General features: G+C 74.2%; 22 protein-coding genes. 12 read left to right on the top strand and 10 right to left on the bottom strand.

Features of this window, described 5'->3' with window-relative positions; genetic code table 11:
- Positions 1-117: 117 nt before the first annotated feature.
- Entirely contained in the window at positions 118-1,014 is an 897-nt protein-coding gene (locus PSED_RS22815; RefSeq protein ID WP_041762098.1) for a DNA-3-methyladenine glycosylase family protein, read from the bottom strand.
- 489 nt (positions 1,015-1,503) lie between these two features.
- Between PSED_RS22815 and PSED_RS22810 the strand changes: the two genes are divergently transcribed.
- The 3 genes from PSED_RS22810 (at position 1,504) to PSED_RS35545 (ending at position 5,402) form a co-directional block, all read left to right on the top strand.
- Complete coding sequence (locus PSED_RS22810) at positions 1,504-2,922, top strand: sensor histidine kinase (RefSeq protein WP_013676602.1); 1,419 nt, start codon at positions 1,504-1,506, stop codon at positions 2,920-2,922.
- A gap of 3 nt (positions 2,923-2,925) precedes the next feature.
- Positions 2,926-3,582 (top strand): response regulator transcription factor, encoded by a 657-nt coding sequence (locus tag PSED_RS22805; RefSeq protein ID WP_013676601.1) that lies wholly within the window; start codon positions 2,926-2,928, stop codon positions 3,580-3,582.
- Positions 3,583-3,701: 119 nt separating this feature from the next.
- Entirely contained in the window at positions 3,702-5,402 is a 1,701-nt protein-coding gene (locus tag PSED_RS35545) for a C40 family peptidase (protein WP_325176123.1), read from the top strand.
- A 179-nt stretch (positions 5,403-5,581) separates the two neighbouring features.
- On the opposite strand, the gene PSED_RS22795 is transcribed toward PSED_RS35545, so the two are convergent.
- Positions 5,582-5,791, bottom strand: a complete 210-nt coding sequence (locus PSED_RS22795) for a type II toxin-antitoxin system antitoxin (RefSeq protein WP_013676599.1) — start codon at positions 5,789-5,791, stop codon at positions 5,582-5,584.
- 10 nt (positions 5,792-5,801) lie between these two features.
- Positions 5,802-6,722 carry an SPFH domain-containing protein gene (locus PSED_RS22790; RefSeq protein ID WP_013676598.1) on the bottom strand — a complete coding sequence of 307 codons (921 nt, stop codon included), beginning with the start codon at positions 6,720-6,722 and terminating at the stop codon, positions 5,802-5,804.
- A gap of 105 nt (positions 6,723-6,827) precedes the next feature.
- Here PSED_RS22790 and PSED_RS22785 point away from each other — a divergent pair, with 105 nt between their 5' ends.
- Positions 6,828-7,415, top strand: a complete 588-nt coding sequence (locus tag PSED_RS22785; RefSeq protein WP_013676597.1) for a maleylpyruvate isomerase N-terminal domain-containing protein — start codon at positions 6,828-6,830, stop codon at positions 7,413-7,415.
- Between the two features lie 186 nt (positions 7,416-7,601).
- Here PSED_RS22785 and PSED_RS22780 read toward each other — a convergent pair whose 3' ends face one another.
- Entirely contained in the window at positions 7,602-8,480 is an 879-nt protein-coding gene (locus tag PSED_RS22780; protein WP_143770578.1) for a hypothetical protein, read from the bottom strand.
- Between the two features lie 484 nt (positions 8,481-8,964).
- Here PSED_RS22780 and lepA point away from each other — a divergent pair, with 484 nt between their 5' ends.
- Entirely contained in the window at positions 8,965-10,821 is a 1,857-nt protein-coding gene (gene lepA / locus PSED_RS22775) for a translation elongation factor 4 (protein WP_013676595.1), read from the top strand.
- A gap of 45 nt (positions 10,822-10,866) precedes the next feature.
- Here the strand turns inward: lepA and PSED_RS22770 are convergent, their stop codons facing one another.
- Positions 10,867-11,334 (bottom strand): MarR family winged helix-turn-helix transcriptional regulator, encoded by a 468-nt coding sequence (locus PSED_RS22770; RefSeq protein WP_049803483.1) that lies wholly within the window; start codon positions 11,332-11,334, stop codon positions 10,867-10,869.
- A gap of 78 nt (positions 11,335-11,412) precedes the next feature.
- On the bottom strand, positions 11,413-12,378 hold the full coding sequence (locus PSED_RS22765; protein ID WP_013676594.1) for a zinc-binding dehydrogenase: 966 nt from the start codon (positions 12,376-12,378) through the stop codon (positions 11,413-11,415).
- A 43-nt stretch (positions 12,379-12,421) separates the two neighbouring features.
- Between PSED_RS22765 and PSED_RS22760 the strand changes: the two genes are divergently transcribed.
- The 3 genes from PSED_RS22760 (at position 12,422) to PSED_RS22750 (ending at position 13,643) form a co-directional block, all read left to right on the top strand.
- Complete coding sequence (locus PSED_RS22760) at positions 12,422-12,688, top strand: hypothetical protein (protein WP_041759966.1); 267 nt, start codon at positions 12,422-12,424, stop codon at positions 12,686-12,688.
- Position 12,689: 1 nt separating this feature from the next.
- Positions 12,690-13,163, top strand: coding sequence for a guanyl-specific ribonuclease (locus PSED_RS22755; RefSeq protein ID WP_041759965.1), 474 nt, complete (start codon positions 12,690-12,692; stop codon positions 13,161-13,163).
- Between the two features lie 117 nt (positions 13,164-13,280).
- Positions 13,281-13,643, top strand: a complete 363-nt coding sequence (locus PSED_RS22750) for a barstar family protein (protein WP_013676591.1) — start codon at positions 13,281-13,283, stop codon at positions 13,641-13,643.
- An 18-nt stretch (positions 13,644-13,661) separates the two neighbouring features.
- On the opposite strand, the gene PSED_RS22745 is transcribed toward PSED_RS22750, so the two are convergent.
- A complete protein-coding gene (locus tag PSED_RS22745; RefSeq protein ID WP_013676590.1) occupies positions 13,662-14,510 on the bottom strand; it encodes an NAD-dependent protein deacetylase in 849 nt (282 codons plus the stop codon).
- Positions 14,511-14,588: 78 nt separating this feature from the next.
- Here PSED_RS22745 and PSED_RS22740 point away from each other — a divergent pair, with 78 nt between their 5' ends.
- Positions 14,589-15,182 (top strand): TIGR03086 family metal-binding protein, encoded by a 594-nt coding sequence (locus PSED_RS22740; RefSeq protein ID WP_013676589.1) that lies wholly within the window; start codon positions 14,589-14,591, stop codon positions 15,180-15,182.
- 8 nt (positions 15,183-15,190) lie between these two features.
- Here PSED_RS22740 and PSED_RS22735 read toward each other — a convergent pair whose 3' ends face one another.
- Positions 15,191-15,988 carry an enoyl-CoA hydratase-related protein gene (locus tag PSED_RS22735; protein ID WP_013676588.1) on the bottom strand — a complete coding sequence of 266 codons (798 nt, stop codon included), beginning with the start codon at positions 15,986-15,988 and terminating at the stop codon, positions 15,191-15,193.
- A 79-nt stretch (positions 15,989-16,067) separates the two neighbouring features.
- Between PSED_RS22735 and PSED_RS22730 the strand changes: the two genes are divergently transcribed.
- Complete coding sequence (locus tag PSED_RS22730) at positions 16,068-16,490, top strand: PaaI family thioesterase (RefSeq protein WP_013676587.1); 423 nt, start codon at positions 16,068-16,070, stop codon at positions 16,488-16,490.
- A 290-nt stretch (positions 16,491-16,780) separates the two neighbouring features.
- Complete coding sequence (locus PSED_RS22725; RefSeq protein WP_049803481.1) at positions 16,781-17,131, top strand: MaoC/PaaZ C-terminal domain-containing protein; 351 nt, start codon at positions 16,781-16,783, stop codon at positions 17,129-17,131.
- Between the two features lie 16 nt (positions 17,132-17,147).
- On the opposite strand, the gene PSED_RS22720 is transcribed toward PSED_RS22725, so the two are convergent.
- The gene (locus tag PSED_RS22720) at positions 17,148-17,561 is read right to left on the bottom strand and encodes a hypothetical protein (protein ID WP_013676586.1); all 414 of its coding nucleotides are present in this window, start codon (positions 17,559-17,561) and stop codon (positions 17,148-17,150) included.
- A gap of 248 nt (positions 17,562-17,809) precedes the next feature.
- Positions 17,810-18,907 carry an LLM class flavin-dependent oxidoreductase gene (locus PSED_RS22715; RefSeq protein ID WP_013676585.1) on the bottom strand — a complete coding sequence of 366 codons (1,098 nt, stop codon included), beginning with the start codon at positions 18,905-18,907 and terminating at the stop codon, positions 17,810-17,812.
- 392 nt (positions 18,908-19,299) lie between these two features.
- Here PSED_RS22715 and PSED_RS22710 point away from each other — a divergent pair, with 392 nt between their 5' ends.
- Positions 19,300-21,252 carry an FAD/NAD(P)-binding protein gene (locus PSED_RS22710; RefSeq protein WP_013676584.1) on the top strand — a complete coding sequence of 651 codons (1,953 nt, stop codon included), beginning with the start codon at positions 19,300-19,302 and terminating at the stop codon, positions 21,250-21,252.

Below are 21,252 nucleotides of genomic sequence, written 5' to 3'. Positions count from 1 at the left end.
TCGGATCATCCCTCACCGCCGCGGGCGATCTGTCGGTGACCGCCCGCCACCGACGGGCCGCGGAGCCCGCCCCGTGCCGTTCGCTGCGGTGGCCCTGTCCTCGGCGGCCGGGGACCGTCAGGCCGCTCGTCCGTTCCCCACGGGGACCCGCCCCGCGGCCGCCCGCAGCAGGACGGCCACCCAGGTCCGGAAGGGGCGCCATGCCTCGGCGATCCTCGCCAGGTCGGCGGCGTCGGCGGGCCCGTCGAGCCCGTACCGCTCGCCGACGATCTCGGCGAGGTTGTGCTCCGCGTCGACCAACTCGTCGGTGACGCCCGTGGCCCGCACGCGGATCAGCGCCGAGGAGAACGGCCCGATCCCGGGCACGGCGCGCAGGGCCGCGTCGGCATCGTCGGGATCCGCGGCCCGCAGCGTCGCCAGGTCGAACGTGCCGGCCTGCGCGGCGCGCGCGACGGCGTGCAGCCGCTGCATCTTCACCTCCGGTATGCCGGGGAAGGCCTCGACGGCGAGGAGCTGCCCCGGCGTGGGGAACGCCGCCACCGGCACCCCGGCCACGTCCAGCACCCGGCCGTGGGCCCGAGCCAGGCGTTCGCGCACCGCGGCGGCCTGCCGACGGGCCCAGCGCAACGACAGCACGCTCCAGGCCGCGGCCTCGTAGGGGGAGTGGAACAGGACGGGGCGAAGCCCGGGTGCGGCGGCCAGCACGGGCGCGACCACCGGATCGGCCGCCGCGACCCGCTCGTACTCGCGGGCGTCGACGTCGAGGGAGACGATGCGCGCAGCCTGTGCGCGGACGGCCGCCACGTCGGCATCCGGTGGTAGGCCCGAGACCGTGCCCACGACATCCGTGCCGTCGACGGTGAGGGCGACGCCGACCTGACCGCTCAGGTCGTCGAGACAGAACGCCATGCGCATGGTGCCGTCGAAACTCGCCTCGGCGCGGTGCCCGAAGCCGAACGTCGCAGCCTCGGCGAGTGAGAACGGGCCCTGCGGGGTGATCCGGAAGTTCGTCATGCCGCAGAGGATGCGCCGGTGGGCCGACATTTCGACGCCGCGACCGCCCGCCTGTGGACAACTGTCGGTGACGGTCCCGACGCGCCGAGAAACGGTCCGGCTTGTGGACAACTCGGTGGCGAGCATTGACAACCGATCTCCGGTCGGCAACCGTCGGAGGTCCGGAGGCATCGGACCCACGGATCCCCGGGACGGCACGGTGGCGAGGACGGGGGCGTCACCGCGCGCGACGTCGAGGGGGCCGCGGGTCCGGTGTTCGGGACCGAACGAGTGGCCATGCGCTGCCGATGAGGCCACCCTGCGTGACCGTCGGGGATCGCATCCGAGATGATCTGCGAGGTTTCCTCCCCGGCAGGCCGAACGCTTCCCACGCGACGGTGATCGTCGGCAGGCCGGGGAGGGAGCCCTCCCGGCTTCGGGTTGGCCCCACCTTTGTCCCTGCGGTCCACCGGCTGGGCGACCGCGCCGCGCACGACGAGGGTGGGAGGTATGACCGGAACAGCCGTACCGTCCCCGGACGCCTCCGCGGACGGCGTCGCGGGCCCGTCGCCGGGTCGCGGTGGTCGCGCCGTCCCCGATCCCGTCCGTGCCGATCCCGTCCGTGCCGATCCCGTCCGCGTCGGCACCGGCAGACCGGCGCAGCGCCGCGGAGTCGTGGCCAGGGCCGGTCGTGACCTGCGGTACCTGATCGGCGGCCTGCCGCTGTGCGTCGTGGCGTTCGTGGTCGCGATCGCGGGCTTCGCCGCCGGTGTGTCCACCATCGTCGTCTGGATCGGGCTGCCGATCCTGTTGTTCACACTGCGGGCGGCACGTGGTCTCGCGACCGTCGAGCGGCGCAGCACCGAGGCGGTCCTGGGCAGGCCGTTGCCACCGCACCACTACCGGGAGCCGACCGGGCGTGGCCTCCGGCGGATGCTGCGGTCGCTGGCCGAGCCCCAGTCATGGCGCGATCTGCTGCATGCGGTCGTCGGCTTCCCGCTGCGGCTCACGTGCTTCATCGTCGCCGTCGTGTGGACCGCGGTCGCCCTCGGCTCCACGCTCTACGTCACCTGGCAGTGGGCGCTGCCGTACGACGCCGAGTTCAGCGGGTTCTACGGCATCGTCGCCGGGCAGGCCTCGCGCCTCATCGACGTCGCGATCACGACCGCGGGCGGCATCGTCCTCCTGCTGCTGCTCCCGGTGGTGCTGCGGGTGCTCGTCATCGCCCGGGCCGCCGTCGCGCGCGGTCTGCTCACCAACCAGTCGGCCGCCCTGCGGGCCCGGACCACCCAGCTGGCGGCGAGCAGGCGGGCTGCCGTCGCGGCCGAGGCCCAGACGCTGCGCCGCCTCGAGCGTGACATCCACGACGGCCCGCAGCAGCGGCTCGTGCGGCTCACGATGGACCTCGAGGCGGTCACCCGGCGGCTCGACGACGACCCCGACCGCGCCCGTTCGCTCGTCGCCGAGGCGCTGGAGCAGAGCCGTGAGGCGCTGACGGAGCTGCGGGCGCTCTCGCGCGGCATCGCCCCGCCGATCCTGGCCGACCGGGGACTGGGCCCGGCGCTCGCGGCGGCGGCTGCACGCTGTCCCGTCGAGGTCTCGCTCGACGTCGACCTGCCCGCGGACGGCCGGCTGCCGGGGGAGGTGGAGAACGCCGCGTACTTCGTCGTCACGGAGTCGCTGACCAACGTCGCCAAGCACAGTGCCGCGTCGCACTGCGCGGTGACCGTACGGCTCGACGGCGAACGAGTGCTGGTGCAGGTCCTCGACGACGGGGTCGGCGGCGCGCACCTGGGCAAGGGACATGGTCTGGCCGGGCTGGCCGACAGACTGTCGGCGGTGGACGGCATGCTCGACGTCGACAGCCCACCCGGCGGCCCGACCGTACTGACCGCCGACATCCCGTTGGTGGGTGACGAGGGGGAGTGACGGGTGAGGGTCGTCCTCGCGGAGGACTCGCTGCTGCTGCGCGAGGGCCTGGTCCGGTTGCTGGAGGAGGCCGGGGCGCAGGTCGTCGCCGCGGTGGGGGACGGGACGTCGCTGGTGGCAGCCGTCGTCGAGCATTCGCCGGATGTCGCGGTCGTCGACGTGCGGATGCCGCCGACGTTCACCGACGAGGGGCTGCGCGCCGCGGTCGAGGTGCGCGAGAAGGTGCCGGCGACGGCGATCCTCGTGTTGTCGCAGTACGTCGAGGAGAGCTACGCGGCCGACCTGCTGGCGTCGGGCACCGGGGGCGGTCGCGGGGGCGTCGGCTACCTGCTCAAGGACCGGGTCTCCAAGCTGGCCGACCTGTCCGACGCGCTCGACCGGGTGGCAGAGGGCGGCACCGTGCTCGATCCCGAGGTGGTGTCCGCGCTGCTCACCCGCAGACGACGGCGCGATCCGCTCGCGGAGCTGTCCCCGCGTGAGCGCGAGGTGCTGGCCCTGATGGCCGAGGGCAGGACCAACAACGCCATCGGTCGGGCACTCGTGGTGACGCCCGGAGCGGTGGAGAAGCACATCTCGTCGATCTTCGGAAAACTCGGCCTTCCCCCGTCGGGGGATGACCATCGCCGGGTGATGGCGGTCCTGACCTGGTTACGAGCCTGATCGTCGACGCGCCCCGCTGATCGGGTGACGATCGATCCCCTGGGTGAGGGGCTGTCGCCCGGCACGCGCACCGGGCATGCTCGTCGTCAAGGGGGCCGACCGTTCCGGGGGCAGCGGTGGTGACGGCGGGTGACGAGGGGTGGGTTCGTCCCGACCCGCGTGCGCGCGGCGGACGGCACCGCGCCCGTGCCCGGCGCGGGGAACGCGACGGCGTCCTCGCCTCGTGGGCGCTGGCCCTCCTGCTCGGCTGCGCGGCATGCGGGATGCCGTCGGCGGTCCCGGTCCGGCCACTGGCCCAGCAGCAGGAGCTCGCCCTCCCGCCGGTGCTCCCGCAGCCACCGGCCACGGCGCTGCCCCTGGCGGTGGCCGGGCCGTCGATCGCACCCGTGACGGTGCCGCGCACGCCGGCGCGCCCCGCCGCGGACGGTGCGCTCACGTCGGCGGAGTTCACCAGCGGCCTGCCCGACGACCGTGCCGCCGTCGCGGTCCGCACGGCCATGGCCCAGATCGGGCTGCCCTACCAGTGGGGTGGCAACGGGCCCGCCGCGGGCGACGAGGGGTTCGACTGTTCGGGGCTCACGACCTTCGCCTACGCCGCGGCCGGGATCACGCTGCCGCGCACGGCGGCGACGCAGTACGCCCGCGGCCCGCACGTAGCGCCCGACGCGGCGCTGCAGCCCGGTGACCTGGTCTTCTACGGCGCGCCCGGGGCCGTGCACCACGTCGGCATGTACATCGGCGACGGGAAGATGGTGAACGCGCCGACGTTCGGGCGTCCGGTGCAGACCGCCTACTACCGGTGGTCCGGCGACGACTACCTCGGCGCCACCCGTCCCGCCGCGACCGGTGCGACCACGCCCGGGCTGCTGCCCTCCGCGCCGCCGGAGGGCGCCCCGTCGACCCGTCGGCCGCCGCCCGCGGTGTTCGAGGCCCCGCCTGCGCCGCCGCCGACCGAGGTGCCGGTCCCGTCGACCTCGCTCCCACCGGAGCCGGTGACCGCCGCAGCTGCCGTCGCCGCCGGCGAGACGTCGCCGTCCGGCACGGCGACCACGACCGGATCGTCCGCCTCGGCCCTCACGACGAGCCCCGCCGGTGGAGCAGCGCCGTCGAGCGCGCCGGACACGTCGACGACCGCTCCCGGCGCGGGGTCCCCGCCCGACTCCGCGACGAACCCGGGCGCGCCGAACCCCGTCACGGCTGATCCCGGCGGCGGGCCCCCGGGCAGCCAGGCGAACCCGGGCGGCACCACACCGGCCGCGCCGCCGACCACCACACCGACGACCACCACACCGACGACGACCACACCGCTGACGACCACACCGCCGACGACACCGCCGCCGACGACCCCGACGACGGCCCTGTCGCCGGCCGCCGCCACGGCCACCGGTGCCGGCACCCCGACGTCGAGTACAGAGGCGCCGACGGCGGCGACGCACCTCGTCGTCGGCGGGACGACCGTCGCGTTGGTGCCCGTGCCCGCGCCCGCCGCAGGTGGTGTCCCGGCGCCGCCCGCCACGGGCGGCCGGATCGTCGAGGACGACGGCCGAACGGTGGTCGTGCTCGCTGCACCCGAGACGCTGACCGGGCTGGCTCCAGGCGCGACGCTGACGATCCGCGGCATCGACACGGTCCGCACCTGGACGGTCCGGGCCGTCGGCGCCCGCGACGCCGCGGTGCTGGGGCCCGACCTCGTCGCGGCGGGCGGGCTGCTCGTCGTCGCGGGAGCCGCGGGAGCCGCGGGAGCCGCGGGAGCCGCGGGAGCCGCGGGAGCCGCGGGAGTTGCCGGGGCCGCGGCCGCGCTGGTCGTCGTCGCCACCTGACCGTCACGAACGCCCCGTACGCCGACGAACGCAGGTCAGGTCTCGGCGCCTCGGTCGCGACGGCTCGGCCGACTCACCCGACGCCCGCACACACCCGGCCGACCCGTCGACCGGCAGCGGAAGCGCATCCCGCAGCACGGTCGGAGGGTCGGGCCGCACGTGGCTCACCAGCCGGAGGGTCAGGGCTCTGCGGGCTCGTCGTTGCGCGGTCGCCCGCGACGGCGAGGGCCCGTGGCCCCGGAGGGCAGCCTGCCGGCCTGGCGCAGCGCCTCGCGGAGCAGGAAGTCGATCTGCGCGTTGGTGCTGCGCAGCTCGTCGGCGGCCCAACGGGCGAGGGCATCGTGGACCGCCGGGTCGAGCCGGAGCAGGAAGCTCTTGCGATCGGGCATCGTCGTCCGGTCAGTGGTACAGCGAGCCCGCGTTGACGATCGGCTGTGTCGCCCGGTCGCCGCACAGCACCACCATCAGGTTGCTCACCATCGCGGCCTTGCGCTCCTCGTCGAGCTCGACGATCTCGCGCTCCGACAGCCGGGCCAGTGCCATCTCGACCATCCCCACGGCGCCCTCGACGATCCGCCCCCGGGCCGCGACGACGGCCCCGGCCTGCTGGCGTTGCAACATCGCACCGGCGATCTCGGGCGCGTAGGCGAGGTGGGTCAGCCGCGACTCGATGATCGTCACGCCCGCGGACTCCACGCGGTCGCCGATCTCGCGCGAGAGCCGCTCGGTGATCTCCTCGGCGTTCTGCCGCAGGGAGAGCCGGTCGTCGTCGTGCGAGTCGTAGGAGTAGCTGGTGGCGATGTGCCGGATCGCGGTCTCGGTCTGGGTGTGCACGAACGCGACGAAGGAGTCGACCTCGAAGACCGCGCGGGCGGTGTCCTCGACCTGCCACACGACCACGGCGGCGATCTCGATCGGGTTGCCGTCGAGGTCGTTGACCTTGAGGACGTCGCTCTCATGGTTGCGGATGCGGGTGGAGATCTTCTGCCGGCTGGTGAGCGGGTTGACCCAGCGCAGCCCCGACGTCCGGACCGTGCCGACGTAGCGGCCGAAGAACTGCACGACCTTCGCCTCGCCGGGCGCGACCGTGGTCAGGCCGCGCAGCGTGAACAACCCGGCGACCAGCGCGACGACGCCGAGGCCGATCAGCACCCCCGTGCCGGCCGCGATCGCCGCGATCCCGGCGCCGACGAGTACCAGCCCGACGAGCAGCCCCACGAAACCGTTCGGCCCCCAGGCCCTGTGCTCGCGGACAGCCGGGTCCGGCATCCGCACCGGCGTGACGTCGAGTTCGGCGCTACGGGTGTCCTGCGCGCTCATGATCTTCCTCCCCCGGGCCGGGGTGTCCGGCCGCTATCTAGATGATAGCTATTTTCTGGCGGAACGTGCTATCACTTTTTGCGACGGGGGTCCTACCCTCTCCGGATGGACGCCGACGACGTGCGCCAGGCCGCTGCCGCGAGCGCGACGCTGCTCGAACCCGCTGCCGAGCGGGACTGGTCGGTCGCGGCGAGCGGCGTCGACATGTCCGTGGCCGGGGTGGTCGCGCACGTCGGGCAGACGCTGCTGCAGTTCGCGGCCGACCTCGCCGCCGGCGGCTCGCCGGTCGCGGCGCTGCACGTGCGGCTCGACCCCGCGGTCCCGGCTGCCGAGCTGCTGGCCACGACGGCGGTCTGCGCGGAGGTGCTCGCCTGCGTCGTCGAGACGATGCCGCCCGAGGTCCGCGGGCATCATCCCTTCGGCGCCGCCGATCCGGCCGGCTTCGCCGCGATGGGTTGCCTGGAGCTGCTGGTGCACACCGACGACGCCGCCCGCGGGCTCGGGCTCGTCTTCGAGCCCGACGCCCATCTCGCCCAGCACGTCCTGCACCGCCTGTTCCCGGCGGCGCCGCGAGGGGCGCGCTCCTGGCCCACACTGCGCTGGTCGACGGGCCGCTGCGCCCTCGACGCCGACCATCCCCGGTTGCAGGAATGGCGCTGGCACAGTGCCCCGCCGGACGGTCGTCCCGTCTGAACGCCCGCACGCCGCCACGGCATCCGGTCGCAACCTGACGGTCGTCTCGCATGCGGTCGGCAGCAGTGGGGTTGCGCGCCACCGACCGGCCGCAACCCCGCTGCTCTCTCCCAGCCCGAGGAGAGCAGTGGGGTTGCGGCTCGGGGGCGGCCCCGGGCGCGAGGGGCCGGGGCGCCGGTGCCCGGGTCAGGCGGGCGCGCCGGCCCGGTCGACGCGGCGGTGGTAGCGCTCGCCCAGCCGCCCGCCGAGGGTCGCGGTCAGCAGGGTGACGATCGCGACGACCACGAGCAGGACGATGCCGCCGATGGTCAGCGCGCCCGTCGGCAGCGCGATCGAGGGCAGCACGATGCGGTCCATGACGTCGTACTCCGCGCCCGCGACCGCGCCGGCGATACCGAGCACGATCGTCACGATCAGACCGAGGACCCAGGTGGCCGTGCCGTTGCGGGCGCCGTCGAACCGCGCGAGCCGCCCGGCGACGTACCCGCCGCCGAGGTAGGCCAGCCCCATCACGACGACGATCGTGATCGCGCCGACCAGCCCGACGGTCTCGGGCGCGGGGTTGGCGGGGGACCCGGAGAGGTCGAGGGAGAATCCGGTGGCCGCGGCGAGGCCCGCGGCGATCCCGAGCAGGATGACCGTCAGCCCGACGGCGACGATCCAGCCGAAGAACGCCGCACCGAACTTGACCCCGCCGAACCGCTCGTGCTGCCGCTCGCGCGCCATGATGAGAGCGCTGCGCCCGGCATAGTGCCGGTCGAGCTCGGAGCGGGTGTGGGCGTCGGGTTCGCCGGAGCGGGCCGCGGGCGCGGTGCGGAACGCCGCGCGGTCGACCGGCACCGCGACGCCGTCGTCGCCGTGCGGGGTCGCGCGGTCGAGGGGTACCAGCCGGCGCCTGCCGAACCTCTCCTTGACGACGCCCCACGGCACCGTGGAGCCGTCGGCCGGCGGATGCACCCCGGAGAGCGTGCCCAGCCGGACACCGTCGCGGCCGTGGACGGTCCGGCCGACCCAGCCGGCCGGGCCCCGCCCGTCCCCGGCGCCCGGCGCGGACTCCTCTGACACGGCCCCCGGAGCGGCGCCGGTCTGCGGACCGCCGCCGTCGGCCGCGCCTCGGCCGGCCACGGTCTCGGGGGCGGCGCCGGTCCGCGGACCGGATCCCGGAGCGGCGTCGGCTCGTGCACCGGAGGGACCCGGACCGGTACCGCGGGGAGGCCTGGCCGGGCCGGGTGCCACGTGTGGACCGGGCGCCGTCGGAGGGTCGACGGCGGCGTGCCGTGCCCCCGGCGCGTCGTCGGGAGGTATCGCGTCCTGCATATCGGGTGGCGGCGGGTCCTGCGGCGACGGTGCCGCGCGGTGCCGCGGCTCGTACGGCGTCTGGTTCGGCGTCGTGGTCATGGGGGACACCTCCTGATCCCCACGTTCCCGATGGTGTCGCCGCTCACACCCGACGCACGCGCAGGTCACCGGATCGGTGGGCGGCCGGGAGGCCGCAGGCCGCGGCGACCGACATGGGACGATGGAGGTCACCCGCAGCGAAGGAACCTGAGTGACGACGTACGCCGACCGCACGTTCACCCCACCGGAGCGCATCCGGAACTTCTGCATCATCGCCCACATCGACCACGGGAAGTCCACCCTGGCCGACCGGATGCTGCAGCTCACCGGGGTCGTCGAGGAGCGCGCGATGCGGGCGCAGTACCTCGACCGGATGGACATCGAGCGCGAGCGCGGCATCACGATCAAGGCGCAGAACGTCCGGCTGCCGTGGAAGGTCACCGGCGAGGACGGCTCGGAGCAGGACGTGGTCCTGCACCTGATCGACACCCCCGGCCACGTCGACTTCACCTACGAGGTCTCCCGCGCGCTCGAGGCGTGCGAGGGCGCGATCCTGCTGGTCGACGCGGCGCAGGGCATCGAGGCGCAGACGCTCGCGAACTTGTACCTGGCGCTGGAGAAGGACCTGACGATCGTCCCGGTCCTCAACAAGATCGACCTTCCCGCCGCCGACCCCGACCGCTACGCCGCCGAGATCGCCCACATCGTCGGCTGCGAGGCCGAGGACGTGCTGCGGGTGAGCGCCAAGACCGGCGACGGCGTGCGCGAGCTGCTCGACGAGGTCGTCCGGCAGGTGCCCCCGCCCGTCGGCGACCCGGACGCACCGGCCCGGGCGATGATCTTCGACTCCGTGTACGACACCTACCGCGGCGTCGTCACCTACATCCGGGTCGTCGACGGGAAGATCACCCCGCGCGAGCGGATCCGGATGATGTCGACGGGCGCGACGCACGAGCTTCTCGAGGTCGGCATCGTCTCGCCGGAGCCCAAGCCGTCGGACGGCCTGGGCGTCGGCGAGGTGGGATACCTGATCACCGGGGTGAAGGATGTCCGGCAGTCGAAGGTCGGTGACACGGTCACCAGCCAGCGGCACGGCGCGAGCGAGCCGCTCACCGGCTACCGGGAGCCGCGGCCGATGGTCTACTCGGGCCTCTACCCGGTCGACGGCTCGCAGTACCCGGACCTGCGCGAGGCGCTCGACAAGCTGCAGCTCAACGACGCGGCGCTCACCTACGAGCCGGAGACGTCGGCGGCGCTGGGCTTCGGGTTCCGGTGCGGCTTCCTGGGCCTGCTGCACCTGGAGATCACCCGTGACCGGCTGGAGCGCGAGGCGGGGCTCGACCTGATCTCGACGGCGCCGAACGTCGTCTACCGGGTGGTGCGCGACGACGGCGCCGAGCAGCTGGTCACCAACCCGTCGGACTGGCCGACGGGGCGGGTCGCGCAGATCTTCGAGCCGGTCGTCAAGGTGACGGTGCTGGCGCCGTCGGAGTTCGTCGGCACGATCATGGAGCTGTGCCAGAACCGGCGCGGGCAGCTCGGCGGCATGGACTACCTGTCCGAGACGCGCGTCGAGCTGCGGTACACGATGCCGCTGGCCGAGATCATCTTCGACTTCTTCGACGCGCTGAAGTCGCGCACGCGCGGCTACGCGAGCCTCGACTACGAGGAGGCGGGCGAGCAGGAGTCGGACCTGGTCAAGGTCGACATCATGCTGCAGGGCGAGCCGGTCGACGCGTTCTCGGCGATCCGGCACAAGGACGACGCCTACTCCTACGGCACCTCGATGACGACGAAGCTGCGCGAGCTGATCCCGCGCCAGCAGTTCGAGGTGCCGATCCAGGCGGCCATCGGGTCGCGGATCATCGCGCGCGAGAACATCCGCGCGATCCGCAAGGACGTGCTGGCCAAGTGCTACGGCGGCGACATCACCCGCAAGCGCAAGCTGCTGGAGAAGCAGAAGGAGGGCAAGAAGCGGATGAAGACCATCGGCCGGGTCGAGGTTCCGCAGGAGGCCTTCGTGGCGGCGCTGTCGACGGACTCGTCGGCGGACAAGGCGAAGAAGTAGGACCGGGGCCCGGGTGGCGACCGCGCCGCCCGGGCTGTCCGGACCTCAGGCCGAGGTGTCGGCCAGGTGCGCCAGCAGGTCGGCCAGCTGGGCGCGTTCGCGGGGGTGGGCGCCCAGTGCGGTGCCGATCCGGCGTTCCACCATCCCGCACACCCGTTCGACCACGCCGCGCCCTTCGGCCGCCAGGTGCACGAGCACGCGGCGCCGGTCGACGGGGTCGTGGCGGCGGTAGGCCAGCCCTGAGGCGACCAGCCGGTCGACGACGCGGGTCGCCGTCGGGGCCGGCAGAGCGGTGTGGCCGGCGATCTCACCCATGCTCCGGCCACCTCCCCTGGCCAGCATCAGGAGGACCCGCCAGCCGTCGCGGCTGACCCCCTCGGACGTGGTCGCGGGGACCAGTGCCGTGGCGACGGCACGGTCAACGCGGTCGAGCAGCTCGACCAGGCCGGGTACGCGCGGCGCCGGGGCGGCGGCGACAGCCCCCGGCGCCGATCGACTGAATGGCTCAGACACGGTGACCGACTGTACTTGACGATTGAGCTATCTCGGCCACTTTGCTGGGAAGATGCCGGGAAAAGGTCGTTTTCGGTGTCAGTGAGTGAACACGATCTTGCCGGCTGTATTGCCCTCGAGCATCGCGCGGAAGCCCTCGGTCGCCTCGCTCATGGGCAGCTCGAGGCCGATCTCGGGGTCGATCCCGGCGTTCGCGACGAACTGCAGCAGGTTCGCGAGCTCGTCGCGGGTGCCCATGGTCGAGCCCTCGACCCGGATCTGCAGGAAGAACAGCCGCTGCAGATCGGCGTTCGCGTCGGGGCCGCTCGTCGAGCCGCAGCAGATGATCGCGCCGCCCGGGCGCACCGAGCGCATCGAGTGCCCCCACGTCGCCTTGCCGACGCTCTCGAAGACCGCGTCGACCCGCTCGGGCAGCCGCGCGCCCGACTCGAACGTCGCGTGCGCGCCGAGCTTCTCGGCCAGCGCACGCTTCTCCTCGCTGCGGCCGGTGACCCAGACCCGCATGCCGGCGGCCCGGCCGAGCTGGACCAGCGCCGTCGACACGCCGCCGGAGGCGCCCTGCACGAGCATCGTTTGGCCCGGCTGCAGGCCGGACTTGGTGAACAGCATCCGGTAGGCCGTCAGCCACGCGGTGCCCATGACGGCGGCCTGCGCGGCGGAGAGCCCGGTGGGGCGGGGCACGGCGTTGCGCGCGGGCACGACGACCGTGTCGGCCATCGTGCCCTGGTACTTCTCGGTCAGCAGCGTGCGCCGCGGGTCGAGGGTCTCGTCGCCGCGCCAGGCCGGGTCGCCGATCACGGAGTGGATGACGACGTCCGTGCCGTCCTCGAGCGTGCCGGCGCCGTCGCAGCCCAGGATCATCGGGAACTGCTCGGGCTTGATGCCGACGCCTCGCAGCGTCCACAGGTCGTGCATGTTCAGGCTCGCCGCCCCCACCTTCACCGCGACCCAGCCCTCGGGCACCTCCGGATCGGGTCGCTCCCCGACGGTGAGCGAGTCGAGGGGGGAGTCGGCATTCGGCGCGGCGGCGTAGACGGCGAACATGCCCAGAACCTAGCCAACACGGCCCGGGTCTACCGTGTGACGTGTGCGGGCGGTGGCGGACTGGTGGGACGCGGTCGAGCTGTGGGTGACCCAGCTGGCCTTCCCGCTGCAGGTCGTGCTGGCCGCGGTCGTCGTGCTGCCGGTGTGCGCGGGCCTGGCGATCCTCGTCGACCGGGTGTCCGGCGTCGTCGAGACGATCTACGACGCGCTGCCGCGCGCGAACCGGCCCGGCCGGGCGCCGGAGCCGCTGCTGGACCCGGTGGCAGGTGCCCCGGCCGACCTGCTGCCGGCGCGGACGGACGAGCCCTGAGGTGACCTCGCCGCGTCGCGGCGGATCGGTGCGCGTCGCGCTGGTCGCCCTCGCCGTGCTCGCCGGGCTGGTCGCCGTCGGACTGGTCACCGGGCGCAGCGGGACGCCCGCGGCGGACCCGGGCTCCGCGTCGACGGGCTGCGTGGTCGTCTCATCGCAGGTCCCGGGCGCGTCGGCGTCGAAACTGCCGGTCCAGCCACTGTGCGCGCTGCCACCCGAGGCCGCCACCGTGTACTCGCAGATCAGGTCGGGCGGTCCCTACCGCTACGACCGCGACGGCGTCGTCTTCGCCAACGCCGAGAGGTTGCTGCCCGCCGAACCGCGCGGCTACTACCACGAGTTCACCGTCCCGACGCCCGGCGAGACCGACCGCGGGGCGCGCCGGCTCGTCACGGGTGCGGGCCAGGAGCTGTACTACACCGGCGACCACTACGGGAGCTTCGTCGTCGTCGACGGGGCGGCGACGGGCGGCTGAGGGACCGGCGCCGAGCAGGACCCGGACCGTCACCGGACGGACACGGCAGGTCCACCCGGGCGATGCTCTGGCGAACCGGGCCCGGCTCAGTGATGATGACCACATGACGGTGCAGTCGTGAGCGTTCTCCAGTGCAGCCCGCGCGAGGCGGGGCAGGTCGCCGACACGGCCCGGCGTTGCGGCGCACGGGTGGTCGAAGTCGACGGGCCCGCCGACCGGAGCGGCTTCTACGCGGCGGTCGCGGCGCAGCTCGACGTGCCCGACTGGTTCGGGCACAACCTCGACGCGCTGCGCGACGTCCTCACCGACCTGTCCTGGCTGCCGCCGGGCGAGGTCGTGCTCGTGTGGGACGACCCGGCGACGCTCGCGGCCACCGACGCCGACGGGCACGAGCGGCTGCTGGACGTGCTGGCCGACGCGGCGGTCGCGACCTCGCACGGCGAGCGCCCGCTGCGGATCGTGCTGACCGGCCGGACCTGACCCGCCCCGGCGGCGGGCTCAGGCCGCGGCCAGCGCGACGAGGGTCTCGGAGCACCCGGCGTCGACCCGCAGCGTCGCGAGCGGGTCGCCGCGCGTCGCGCCGCGGTTGACGATCACGACCGGGACGTCGAGCGCGCGGGCGCGTTTGACGAACCGCAGTCCGGACATCACGGTCAACGACGACCCGGCGACGAGCAGCGCACCCCCGCAGGCGGCAAGTCCTTCGACCAGCCCGTAGGAGCGCTCGACCCGCTCGCGCGGGACGTTCTCGCCGAAGAACACCACGTGCGGCTTGAGCACACCACCGCACGCCGCGCAGTCGGCGACGACGAAGCCGTCGGTGTCGTCGAGCACCGCGTCGCCGTCCGGGGCGGCCTCCGCGGCGACCGCGGCCTCGGCGAAGCCCGGGTTGAGCGCGGCCAGCCTGGCCTGCAGCACGTCGCGGGCGGTGACGGCGCGGCAGTCGAGGCAGACCACCTCGTCGATCCGTCCGTGCAGGTCGACGACGTCGCGGCTGCCGGCGGCACCGTGCAGCCCGTCGACGTTCTGGGTGATCACCGACCGCAGCACCCCGGCGTCCTCCAGGGCGGCCAGCGCGTGGTGTCCGGCGTTGGGCACGGCATGGCGCATCCGCGACCAGCCGACGTGGCTGCGGGCCCAGTAGCGGCGGCGGGCGGCGGGCCCCGAGCGGAACTCGCCGAAGGTCATCGGGGCGCGTGCGGGCGAGTTCGGCCCGCGGTAGTCGGGGATGCCGGAGTCGGTCGACAGACCCGCGCCGGTGAGGGCGACGAGCGGGCGCCCCAGCAGCAGTTCCAGGGCCGCGGTGGGATCGTGCGACACCGCGGGCGCGGCGGGAACGGCGGTCACGACGTCCAGGGTAGGCGCCGCGGCGAGGTGTCGCGTTCCTACAAGACCGCGGGCCGGTGCCCGAGCAGCATGGTCGTCATGGACCACACAGACCACATGCGCCAGAGCATCGACCTCGCGGTCTCGGTCATCGGTGGGACACCCGTCGAGCGATACGGCGACCCGTCGCCGTGCGCCGAGTTCACCGTGCGCGAGGTCGTCAACCACATCGCCTTCGGGCTCGTCCTCGCCCAGCGCTCGGCGACCCGCGAACCGTGGGACGAGAGCTGGAAGATCGAGGACGGCGCGCCGTTCCTCATCGGCGTGCCGGAGTCCGAGTGGGCTGCCCGCTGCGCCGAGGAGGGCGAGGCCACGGCCAGGGCGTGGGCCGAGCCCGGGGTGTGGGACGGCGACTCGCACATGGGTGGATCGCCGATGCCCGCGGCCGTGATCGGCCAGATGATGACCTCCGAGTTCGCCGTCCATGCCTGGGACGTCGCCGCCGCGACCGGGCGCGACCTCGACGTCCCCGCGGCGCTGGGCGAGGCGGTACTGGAGGGGATCCTCGCGGTCGCGCCGATGGGCCGCGAGGGCGGCTGGTTCGGCGCCGAGGTGCCGGTCCGTCCCGACGCGCCCGCGTTCGAGCGGGCGGTCGGTGCCAGCGGCCGCGACCCTGGCTGGACCCGCGGCTAGGTGCTAGGTCAGTCCGGCACGACCCAGGAGGGGCTGCGCTTCTCGGCGAAGGCCCGCATCCCCTCCTGGCCGTCGGGACCGGCGAAGTACGACGCCGACAGCTCCTGCATCTGCGCGAAGTCCTCGCGCATCGACGACGGCCGCTCGGCGCGCAGCATCTCCTTGGTTCCGGCCAGCGCCGCCGGCGCGCCCAGCTTCAGCGCGGCCACGTAACGGTCGACGGCCGCGTCGAGCTCGTCGGCCGGGACGGACGCGTTGATCAACCCGATCGCCGCGGCGCGCGGTGCGTCGAACACCTCCGCGGTGAGGAACAGCTCGTGCGCCGCGCGGGGGAGCAGCCGCGGCAGGACCGTCACCGAGATGACGGCCGGCACCAGCCCGAGCCGGACCTCGGTGAACGCGAACGTCGCCCGGTCGACGGCGACCGCGATGTCGGCGGCGGCGACGAGGCCGACGCCGCCCGCCCGCGCGGCCCCGCCGACCCGGGCGACGACCGGCTTCGGCGAGCTCCACACCGTCTCGAGGATCGCCGGGACCTCGTTGATCCCCTGCTGGTCGGCGCCCGCGCCGCGGGTCTCCTTGAGATCCATGCCCGAGCAGAAGACGGACCCGGTGTGCGACAGCACGATCACCCGCGCGGTCTCGTCGGCGATCGCGCGCTCCAGCCGATCGAGCAGCTCGCGGCGCAGCTGGGCGGACAGCGCGTTGCGGTTGCCGGGGGAGTCGAGCGTGATCGTCGCGACGCCCGCGGTGACGTCGAGGTGGACGAGCTCCGAGGGGGCGGCGTCGGCGTCGGGAGGGGTCATGGCCGGACCGTAGCCGACGCCGTGCGCGCCGGTCCCACGCCCGGACACACGTCACGATCACCCGTGGCAGGCTGCGGGGATGGCCGACGTCACCGAGGACCCTGCCGACGACCCGAACGCGTTCCTCCACTCCGCCATGCCCTTCGCGGCACTGATCGGCGCCACCGCCGTCGCGGCGGGACCGGACGAGGTGCGGCTGCGCCTGGACTGGCATCCCACCCGCACGACCACGGCCGGGGTGCTCCACGGCGGCGCGCTGATGGCGTTGGCCGACACCGCGGGCGGCTGGGTGGCGTTCCTCAACCTGCCGGACGGCGCGACGGGCACGGCGACGATCTCCTCGGCGACGAACTTCCTGCGCCCGGTGGTCGAGGGCTACGTCGAGGCCGTCGCGCGGCCGCTGCACCGCGGACGCACGACGATCGTCGTCGACACCGAGCTGCGCGACCCGCGGGATCGGCTGGTCGCCCGGGTCACCCAGACGCAGGCGGTCCTGCCCTGACCGTGAGGCATCCCGATCGGGCCGACGACCCGATCGGGCCGACGACGACGCGACACAGCCGAGGAGGCGACCGGTGACCAGCACCCCCCGGGACGACACCCGGCACCTCGCAGCGGCCTCCCGTCGGGCCGCTACGCCGTCACGACGTACTACACCTGCGTGTACCCGGGCGTGACGATCGACGGGCAGGGCCCCGGGCCGGCCGCCGGTCCGGGTCTGGCCCTGCGCCCCGAGGACCGAGGACCGAGGACCGAGGAGCGGGCGAGCTGCGGCCGCACCGCGACGACGGCGTGACCCGCGAGGGCCCGACCGTCGACACCGAGTGCTCGACGATCTGGAACCCCATCCACACCGACATCCGGCTCGCCCACGCGTCGGGGCTCCCGGACATCGTGGTGCACGGCACCGAGACCATGGCCCGGGCGGTCACCGCGGTCCTCGACGACCAGGACCTCGGGCGGTGGACCGTCGGCCGTCTCGCGACGCGGTTCACGGGCATGGTCGTGCCCGGCGAGACCGTCACCGTGCACCGCACCGACCCACGGCCGGACCCGGCCGGGCACGTGATCGGCTTCCGCTCGACCCGCTCGGACGGCGCGACCGTCCTGCAGGGCAGCGTCGAGCTGGTCCCGCGCGGCTGACCACGAGGTGCGACGGTCAGCGGGTGAAGAACGCGTCGGCCCGCCGGTTCCACAGCAGGACCAGGATCAGCACCGCGATGGCGATGGTGCCGATCGCGCCGGAACCGGGGCCGGTGCGCCCGTAGGTGAACAGGGTCGCGAGCGCGCCCGCCACCTGCAGCACCTCCAGCACCGACACCAGGATCCGGGCGCCGTTGCCGCCCTTGCCCAGCCGCGAGGCGACCGCCGCGGTGACGATGCCGACGAGCAGCACGAGGATCCCGATCGCGACCACGGTTCCGCGCCCGACGGTGAGGTCGACGTCCGGGGCGACGGCGGCCGCGACGACCAGCAGCATGACGCCGATGAGGATCTGCAGGACCGCCGAGATCCATGTCAGGACGACGACCACGGTGACGCTGCCGGGACGAGTGACGTTGGCGGTGCTCATGACGAGACGCTCCTCCGATCGCGTGCGGAGTCCCGCGGCGGCGGAGCGTGCGTTCTCCCGGCGCCGGGAGTGCTGGCAGCAGTGCACTCGCCGGGAACGACCACACCGTTACGGTTGGTCCGCCCGAGGTCCGGGCCGGTCGCCCGGCCCGGACCCGGCGACGGGCGACGCCCCAGCGACCGCCCGTCGGCTCGTGGAATCGCCCGCGCCCGCCCGGCCGTTACGGCCGCCGCGCGAGCGGCGCCGGGTCAGGCCGCGGCGGCGTCGCGCCGGGCGACCTCGGCGCGGACGAGCGGGATCACCTCGCGGCCGAACTCGCGGGCGTCCTCGAGCAGGTCGTACCCGCGCGCGGAGAGGATCCGGACGCCGAGGTCGTAGTAGTCGAGCAGGGCGGCGGCGACCGTCTCTGGCGTGCCGACGAGCGCCGTCGAGTTGCCCGCGCCGCCCGTGGCCGCGGCGGTGACCGTCCACAGTGCCCGGTCGTGACGTTCGCCCGACCCGGCCGCGGCGAGCAGCCGCTGCGAGCCCGCGTTCTCCGGGGCGGTGAGCGAGTGCCGGCGCGTGAGCGGTGTCGTCCCGCCCGCGGTGCGCTCCCGGATCCGCGCGACCGTGGCGTACGCCTTCTCCCAGGCCTCCTCCTCGGTGCGGCCCAGGATCGGCCGGAACGCCACCTGGAACGTCGGCGCAGGCCGGCCGGCGGCCCGCGCGAGCGCGGTGATCGTCGCGATCTGCTCGGCGGTGCCCGCGAGCGGCTCGCCCCACAGCGCGTAGATGTCGGCCTCCTCCGCGCCCACCCGGTACGCCGCCTGCGACGACCCCCCGAAGCTGATCCGCGGCCGGGGCTTCTGCGCGGGCTCGACGTCGAGGACGAAGTCGGCGATGTCGTAGTGCTCGCCGTGGTAGTCGAACGGCTCTCGCGACGTCCATGCGAGCTTGAGGATCTGGATCGCCTCGCGGGTGCGGTCGTAGCGGCGGTCCTTGGGCAGGGTGTCGCCCTCCCGCTGCTGCTCGTGGTCGTTGCCACCGGTGATCACGTGCAGGGTGAGCCGGCCGTCACTGATCTGGTCGAGGGTCGCGACGGTCTTCGCGGCGAACGTGGGCGCCGAGACGTTGGGCCGGTGGGCGAGCAGCAGCTGCAGCCGCTCGGTGTGGTCGGCGATGTAGGCGGCGGCCTGCGCGGGGTCGGGGCTGCCCGACGAGTACGCCGTGAGGACGCGGTCCCAGCCGCTCTCCTCGTGGGCGCGGGCGAGCGCGAGGGTGAAGTCCTTGTCGAAGGCGGGGCCGGACCGGGCGTGGGTCTCGGTCCCGTCGTTGGTGGCGCCGATGCCGAGGAACTCGACGGGCATGGGTGTGCTCCTGGATGGTCGGGGACGGGCAGGGGGGCTGTCAGCGGGACCGTCGACAGGCCGCCGACCACACGCGACCGAAGTCGACGTGCCGGCGCGTCACCAGTGCCGTCCCCGGGCCGGGAGTCACCCCTCCACTGCAGCATCGCGGCCGCGCCCGGTCAACCGCGTGCCCGGTGTGACGATCTCGCGGTACCGACGACGGTGCGCACCCCGGTCGCGACGCCTACCCTCGAAGACGATGTCCGGTGACCGGAACGACGCGCGCCGGGGCCCCCGCATGCCCGTGACGCTGCTGGCCCGCCGCCGCCACGTCGACTTCTGCCGGACCAGCGCGGCGTTGACGGGCTGACGCGCCCCCCGCCCACCCGTCCCCGGCCGCAAGGACCGTCATGCCCCGTCGTCCCTCCTCGATCGCGATCGTCGGCGCCGGGCCACGCGGCGCCGGCATCCTGGAGCGCCTCGCCGCGAGCCTGCCCGAGCTGTTCGGCGACGGCGAGCTCGACGTCCACCTCGTCGACCCCTTCCCGCCGGGTGCGGGCCGCATCTGGCGGCACGCGCAGTCGCCGCTGCTGGCGATGAACTCGATGGCCGCCGACGTCACGATGTACACCGACGACTCTGTCGTGTGCGCCGGGCCGATCGTGCCCGGGCCGTCGCTGTGGGAGTGGGTGCAGCGGGTCCGCGCCGGTGAGCTGCCGACGGAGACCGCCGACGCCTACGGCCCGGCGCTGTGGGCCGAGCTGGAGTCCGTCGACGCCGCCACGTTCCCGAGCCGTCGGCTGCAGAGCCGCTACCTCGGCTGGGTGCTGCGCGACGTCGTCGCCTCGTTGCCGTCGCGGGTGCGCGTCCACGTCCACACCGGCCGCGCGACGAGGCTGACCGAGACCGGCGACGACCAGTGGCTGACCGTCGAGGGCGAGGACGTCCCGATCCGCGCCGACTCGGTCGTGCTCGCCTCCGGGCACCTCGACGCCGTCCCCACCGACGACGAGCGCGCCCTCCTCGCCCGCGCCGTCGACGCCGGGCTGCGGTACCTGCCGCCGGAACAGACGACCGACACCGACCTGTCGGTCGTCCAACCGGGGGAGACGGTGCTGGTCCGCGGCCTGGGACTGGCGTTCGTCGACCTCGTCGTGCTGCTCTTCGAGGGCCGCGGCGGCCGGTTCGTGGCCGACGACGACGCCGTCGGTGGGCTGCGCTACATCGCGTCGGGGCAAGAGCCCGTGCTCGTGGCGGGAAGCCCCCGCGGCGCGCCCTACCACTCGAAGACGCACTACGCGCTGCGTGCGGGTCGGCCGCCACTGCCGCGCTACTTCGGCCCCGACCAGATCGGCGTGCACACCGCGACCGGGCCCGTCGACCTGCGGGCGACGTTGTGGCCGCTGATCGCCAAGGAGATCGCGTGGGGGTGGTACCACGAGCTCGTCGCCGGGCACCCCGACCGCGTCACCCTCGACCTCGACGCGTTCACCGCCCGGTTCGACGCGCTCGACTGGGCCACCCCGCAGATGGACACCTTCCTCGCCGAGCTCGCCCCCGACCCGCTCGACCGTCTCGACCTCGACGCGCTCGACCGCCCGCTCGACGGCGTCACCGCGCCCGACCTCGACAGCCTGCAGCCGCTGGTCGTCGCACGGATCGCTGAGGACCTGCGCCAGCACGTCGATCCCCGGCACACGCCGCACCTCGGCGCCTTCGTCGCCATGCTGTCGATCTACGGGGAGCTCACCCGGCTGCAGGGCGAGAGCGCCTTGACGCCGGAGTCGCAGGCCCGCGACGTCTCCTGGTGGCAGGGGTTCTTCAACGGCGTCGCCAGCGGCCCGCCCGGCTTCCGGGTGCGCCAGATCCTCGCGCTCGCCGACGCCGGGCTCGTCCGGTTCCTCGGGCCCGGGATGTGGGTCGAGCAGGTCGGCCCCGAGGAGGGTGACGCAGGGCCGGGGAGCGCGGTCTTCCGGGCCGGCAGCGCCGCCACACCCGATACCGTCACCTCGACGATCCTCGTCGACGCCCGGCTCCCCGACCCGAGCGCCTCCCGCAGCACCGACCCGCTGCTGGCGTCGCTGCTGCGGTCCGGCGACGTCGTCGAACACGTCCTGCGCGCCGCCGACGGCACGGTCCTGCGCAACACCGGGCTCATCGAGGTCCGGGCCGCCGACGGTGCGGTCGTCGACGCGACCGGCGCCGCCCACCCGCGCCGGTTCGCCGTCGGGCCGCACACCCAGGTGAAGGTCGCGGGTGCGTTCACCCGGCCAGGGATGAACGCACAGAGCCTGCGCTACAACGACGCCGTCGCCCGCGCGATCCTGCGCAGCCTGCCGGTCGAGGAGGCCGCGGCGGCCTGA

It is taken from the genome of Pseudonocardia benzenivorans CB1190 (assembly GCF_000196675.2).
GTDB classification, from domain to species: domain Bacteria; phylum Actinomycetota; class Actinomycetes; order Mycobacteriales; family Pseudonocardiaceae; genus Pseudonocardia; species Pseudonocardia benzenivorans.
The sequence above is the reverse complement of the archived record's forward strand: the minus strand, read 5'-3'. Positions and strand labels throughout refer to the sequence as shown.

Excerpts from the sequence above, each read along its gene's own strand:
- PSED_RS22735 (WP_013676588.1), bottom strand. The coding sequence starts at position 15,988 with ATGACCCCTCCCGACGCCGACGCCGCCCCCTCGGAGCTCGTCCACCTC.
- PSED_RS22795 (WP_013676599.1), bottom strand. The coding sequence starts at position 5,791 with ATGCCCGATCGCAAGAGCTTCCTGCTCCGGCTCGACCCGGCGGTCCAC.
- PSED_RS22790 (WP_013676598.1), bottom strand. The coding sequence starts at position 6,722 with ATGAGCGCGCAGGACACCCGTAGCGCCGAACTCGACGTCACGCCGGTG.
- PSED_RS22815 (WP_041762098.1), bottom strand. The coding sequence starts at position 1,014 with ATGACGAACTTCCGGATCACCCCGCAGGGCCCGTTCTCACTCGCCGAG.
- PSED_RS22765 (WP_013676594.1), bottom strand. The coding sequence starts at position 12,378 with ATGTTCGCCGTCTACGCCGCCGCGCCGAATGCCGACTCCCCCCTCGAC.
- PSED_RS22740 (WP_013676589.1), top strand. The coding sequence starts at position 14,589 with ATGGACCACACAGACCACATGCGCCAGAGCATCGACCTCGCGGTCTCG.
- PSED_RS22715 (WP_013676585.1), bottom strand. The coding sequence starts at position 18,907 with ATGCCCGTCGAGTTCCTCGGCATCGGCGCCACCAACGACGGGACCGAG.
- PSED_RS22730 (WP_013676587.1), top strand. The coding sequence starts at position 16,068 with ATGGCCGACGTCACCGAGGACCCTGCCGACGACCCGAACGCGTTCCTC.
- PSED_RS22785 (WP_013676597.1), top strand. The coding sequence starts at position 6,828 with ATGGACGCCGACGACGTGCGCCAGGCCGCTGCCGCGAGCGCGACGCTG.
- PSED_RS22720 (WP_013676586.1), bottom strand. The coding sequence starts at position 17,561 with ATGAGCACCGCCAACGTCACTCGTCCCGGCAGCGTCACCGTGGTCGTC.
- PSED_RS22810 (WP_013676602.1), top strand. The coding sequence starts at position 1,504 with ATGACCGGAACAGCCGTACCGTCCCCGGACGCCTCCGCGGACGGCGTC.
- PSED_RS22710 (WP_013676584.1), top strand. The coding sequence starts at position 19,300 with ATGCCCCGTCGTCCCTCCTCGATCGCGATCGTCGGCGCCGGGCCACGC.